The following is a 4622-nucleotide window of genomic DNA, read 5'->3' on the forward strand; positions in this document are numbered from 1 at the left end:
GGCCAAGCGGTCTTAGGAAGACAACTATAACACTCAACTCCTTGGCTCACAGAACGACATGGCTACGATCCGACTTTTTCGAGCAACTCGCCAAGCAGAACATCATGCAGGTGCAATCCTCGACGGATCCACCCAAGAAGCTCGATCTCGGCGAGCGTGCTGTGATGGCCGACGGCAACGAATACAACATCTTTCAGATGAAGGAGGCCGGCCGCCCGGTCGAGCCGGTCTATGCCACCGAGGGGTCGCCGATCATTGTCGGCCCGAACGGGATCTTCAAGGACGCTCCGCATCCGAATGCCGCGAGGCTGTTCCAGTCCTTCGCGCTCGGGCGTGAGGGCCAGCAGCTCAATGTCGAGATCGGCGGCCTCAGATCCGTCCATGCACAGGCCAAGGAGAAGGCTGGACGCAGGCCGCTAAAGGACATCAAGACGATGAAGGACGATCCGGTGGCGGTGGAGCGGGAAGGGGAATCGATCAAATCGCACTACACCCGCATCTTCCGCGTCTGATGCGACGGCTCAGGCCAATAGCTGCCCGTCCCGGCGCCTGCCGCATGGCACGTGAGCAGATTTCGCGCTGGCTGGGTCAATAATGCCCCTCGGCGCGGGGGATATTTGATGTTACCAATTTGGCCATGAACCAGCATGCCAAGGTCGATATCCGCCATTCCACCTGTCCGCACGACTGCCCGTCGGCATGTGCGCTCGACGTCGAGGTGATCGAGGGACGCTCGATCGGCCGCGTCAGGGGCTCCAAACAGCAGACCTACACCGCCGGCGTGGTCTGCGCCAAGGTCGCGCGGTATGCCGAGCGGATTCATCATGCCGAGCGGCTGATGGTCCCGCTGCGCCGGACCGGGCCGAAGGGCTCCGGCCAGTTCGCGCGGATCTCCTGGGACGAGGCGCTGGACGAGATCGCGGCGCGGTTCGATGCGGCCGAGCGGGAATTCGGCGCCGAGTCGGTCTGGCCCTATTACTACGCCGGCACCATGGGGCTCGTGATGCGCGACGGCCTCAACCGGCTGTCGCATGTGAAGAAGTATTCGCGCTTCTACGGCACGATCTGCGCAACCATCGCGCGTATCGGCTTTGCGGCCGGGACCGGCAAGATCGCCGGTGTCGATCCCCGCGAGATGGGCGTCGCCGACCTCGTCGTGATCTGGGGCACCAATCCGGTGAACACCCAGGTCAATGTAATGACGCATGCATCGCGCGCGCGGAAGGAGCGCGGCGCGAAGATCGCGGCGGTCGACGTCTACAACAACGAGACCATGAAGCAGGCCGACATCAAGATCCTGCTGCGGCCGGGCACCGATGGCGCGTTTGCCTGCGGCGTGATGCACGTGCTGTTCCGCGAGGGATTTGCCGATCGCGAATATCTCGCGCGCTATACCGATTGCCCCGACGAGCTGGAAGCGCATCTGAAGACCCGCAAGCCGGAATGGGCCTCAGTGATCTCGGGCGTGCCAGTCGAGGAGATCGAGGCGTTCGCGCGGCTGGTCGGACAGACCAAGCGCTCGTTCTTCCGTCTTGGCTACGGCTTCACCCGCAGCCGCAACGGTGCCGCCCAGATGCACGCTGCCTCGTGCATCCCCGCGGTCACCGGCGCCTGGCAATATGAGGGCGGCGGCGCGTTCTTCAACAATGCCGCAATCTGGCGTTTCGACGAGTCGATCATCGAAGGCCACGACGCGATCGATCCCACGACACGCGTGCTCGATCAGTCCAAGATCGGCCGCATCCTGACCGGCGATCCCGAAGCGCTGCGGGGCGGCGGGCCGGTCAAGGCAATGCTGATCCAGAACACCAATCCAATGACGGTCGCGCCCGAGCAGGCGCTGGTGCGCCAGGGCTTTGCCCGCGAGGATCTGTTCGTCGCGGTGCACGAGCAGTTCATGACCGAGACTGCGCAGATGGCCGATATCGTGCTGCCGGCGACGATGTTCATGGAGCACGACGACCTCTATTACGGCGGCGGTCATCAGCACATCTCGGTCGGCCCGAAGCTGATCGATCCGCCCGGCGAGTGCCGTTCCAATCACGAGGTGATGCAGGGGCTCGGCCGCAGGCTCAACGCCGTGCATCCCGGCTTCGACATGACGCCGCGCCAGCTGATCGATGCGACGTTGAAGAAGAGCGGCCACGGCACGATCGAGGCGCTGGAGGCCGATATCTGGCGCGACCTGCAGCCCGATTTCCGCACCTCGCATTATCTTGACGGCTTTGCCCATGCCGACAAGAAGTTCCATTTCAAGGTCGATTGGGGCAAGGTGCCCGTCGGCACCGGCGGGCTGATGGGGGCGTGGGACAAGATGCCCTCGCTGCCCGACCACTGGACCATCATCGAGGAGGCGGACGCACAGCACCCGTTCCGGCTCGCGACGTCACCCTCGCGCAGCTTCCTGAACACCAGCTTCAACGAAACGCCGTCGTCGCAAGCCCGCGAGGGCGCGCCGACCGTGATGATTCATCCCGACGATGCGGCGACGCTCTTGATCGCCGATGGCGACGCGGTGACGCTCGGCAACATGCGCGGCGAGACCACATTGACCGCAAAACTGTTCGACGGCGTTCGCCGCGGCGTGCTGATCGCCGAGTCGATCCATCCGAACAAGTCCCATATCGGCGGGCGCGGCATCAACATGCTGACCGGGGCGGAGGCCGTCGCACCGCTCGGCGGCGCCGCGTTCCACGACAACAAGGTCTGGATCCGGAAGGTATCGGTGGCCGCATAAATCCTGCTTGCAGTCGGCGCCGATCCTGCCGCAAATGTCGGCTGACACCGGCACACGGGTAAGAAAACAGGCAGGAAACATGACCGACAACAGCGTTCTTCTCGAAAAGCGCGGGCAGGCGTTCTGGATCACCATCAACCGCCCGGACAAGCGCAACGCGCTCAATGCCAGTGTGATCGCCGGCATCGCAAAGGGCTATCGCGAGGCGCATGACGACAAGGACGTGCGCGTCATCGTGCTGACGGGCGCGGGCGACAAGGCGTTCTGCGCCGGTGCCGATCTGCAGAACAGCGGCGCGGCGTTCTCGATGGATTTCTCGCGCCCCAATGTCGACTACGCCGATCTGCTGCGGCTGTCGCAGAATGCGACCAAGCCCGCGATCGCGCGGGTCGGCGGCGTCTGCATGGCCGGCGGCATGGGACTGTTGTGCATGACCGACATGGCGGTCGCCGGCGATGGCGTGATCTTCGGTCTGCCTGAGGTGAAGGTCGGCGTGTTCCCGATGCAGGTGCTGAGCCTGCTGCAGTCGATCGCGCCCGCCCGCCTCGTCAACGAATGGGCGCTGACCGGCGAGCCGTTCGACGCCGCGACGGCCAAGGCTGCGGGTCTTCTCAACTACGTTGTGCCGGCAGCCGAGCTCGATGCCAAGGTCGATTGGCTGATCGGGCGCATCGTCGACAAGTCGCCGACGGCGATCCGTCGCGGCAAATACGCGATGCGGGCGATCGCCTCGATGTCATTCGATGAAAGCATCGCCTACACCGAAAGCCAGATCGCGCTGCTCGCGATGACCGAGGACGCCAAGGAAGGCCTCAAGGCTTTCGGCGAGAAGCGCAAGCCGACATGGACCGGGCGTTAGCGGAAACCCAATCGAGGGTTTTCCTTTTCGGAATCGCACGCCGACTTGAGTTTTGAGAATCAAGCGTGTCGATTGCTCGAAACGATTTAAGAATGAGGAGCGAGCACGCCTTCTGACAAGAGGGTCGTCCTGGCTCGCTCCTCGCGGCGCTTCTTGGCGGCCACGATCAATTGCTTCCGCGTGCGTTTGGCGTAGGTGGGTAGTTGTAGTCTCGAGCGATGTCGGCCGGCGGCACGCAGTTCAGCGTCGGTAAGATCGCTGTCTGCGCCTTCGGTGAAGCCGCCGTGGCGAAAGGACGTAAATGAGAGCTCGTTCCGAAGTCCCGCTGCTATGATTATCTTTTTAACAACATGCCGAAGGTAGCGCAGATCCTTGCGCTCGGTGATCCACGGCAGAGGAGTAGGCGACCTGCGATGGGCATGATCACGGCGAAACGCCAGTCCTGAAGCGACTGAGTCTTTGAGAGCATCAAGCTCCGCCATCAGCTCGGGGAAGAGCAGCACACTGTTCTCATCGACCAAAGGCCACCAGGCTTCTTCGCCATTCTTTGGGTGCATAATCCTCACGCTGTTGGGGCGTTCTTTCGGTCGATAGTGCTCGATTTCGAAGACTCCGAATATATGTTCCTCGCGCTGCAGCCACTCCCAGGTCAGCAATGCAGCAGTTGCGATCGAGTGGTACCCCAGTCTCTTGGCGGCTTGCCTGAAGGCGACAAGCTCTTCCCAGGTCGCGGTAGGCGTCTCTCGCACGGCCTGACCAGGGGCGCGCGATTTTAAGCCCATCCGCGAGAATGGGTTGATGGCTGGCACTTTCGTTTCCTGGGCGCGCTGACCAACGAACCAGGCGCGCCTGCATGCGGTCATGGCAGCGTTTGCGAAACGCCGACGTTCGCGCTTGACGATGTTTCCATCCGCGTCCTTGTATTGAACGACGAGCAGATTTGCATAAACCGCAAGTCGGAGGCCAAGCGGTCTTAGGAAGACAACTATAACACTCAACTCCTTGGCTCACAGAACGACATGGCTA

General features: G+C 62.6%; 4 protein-coding genes. 3 read left to right on the forward strand and 1 reads right to left on the reverse strand.

The genetic code is table 11. The features are described 5' to 3' along the window. From Q2M23_RS43135 to Q2M23_RS43145, 3 genes are all read left to right on the forward strand, one after another. The coding region (locus tag Q2M23_RS43135; RefSeq protein WP_410469844.1) for an ABC transporter substrate-binding protein at positions 1–512 on the forward strand (512 nt) is incomplete at its 5' end. Between the two features lie 125 nt (positions 513–637). Next, on the forward strand, positions 638–2737 hold the full coding sequence (locus Q2M23_RS43140) for a molybdopterin oxidoreductase family protein (RefSeq protein WP_316399449.1): 2100 nt from the start codon (positions 638–640) through the stop codon (positions 2735–2737). Between the two features lie 79 nt (positions 2738–2816). Then, positions 2817–3596: an enoyl-CoA hydratase/isomerase family protein gene (locus Q2M23_RS43145; protein WP_316399450.1), complete on the forward strand. Its 780-nt coding sequence runs from the start codon at positions 2817–2819 to the stop codon at positions 3594–3596. 86 nt (positions 3597–3682) lie between these two features. On the opposite strand, the gene Q2M23_RS43150 is transcribed toward Q2M23_RS43145, so the two are convergent. Further along, complete coding sequence (locus tag Q2M23_RS43150) at positions 3683–4594, reverse strand: hypothetical protein (protein ID WP_316399451.1); 912 nt, start codon at positions 4592–4594, stop codon at positions 3683–3685. Between the last annotated feature and the right edge of the window lie 28 nt (positions 4595–4622).

Source organism: Bradyrhizobium sp. 33ap4 (assembly GCF_032654765.1).
GTDB classification, from domain to species: domain Bacteria; phylum Pseudomonadota; class Alphaproteobacteria; order Rhizobiales; family Xanthobacteraceae; genus Bradyrhizobium; species Bradyrhizobium australafricanum.

Coding starts and splice junctions, on each gene's coding strand:
- Q2M23_RS43140 (WP_316399449.1), top strand. CDS start 638: ATGAACCAGCATGCCAAGGTCGATATCCGCCATTCCACCTGTCCGCAC.
- Q2M23_RS43145 (WP_316399450.1), top strand. CDS start 2,817: ATGACCGACAACAGCGTTCTTCTCGAAAAGCGCGGGCAGGCGTTCTGG.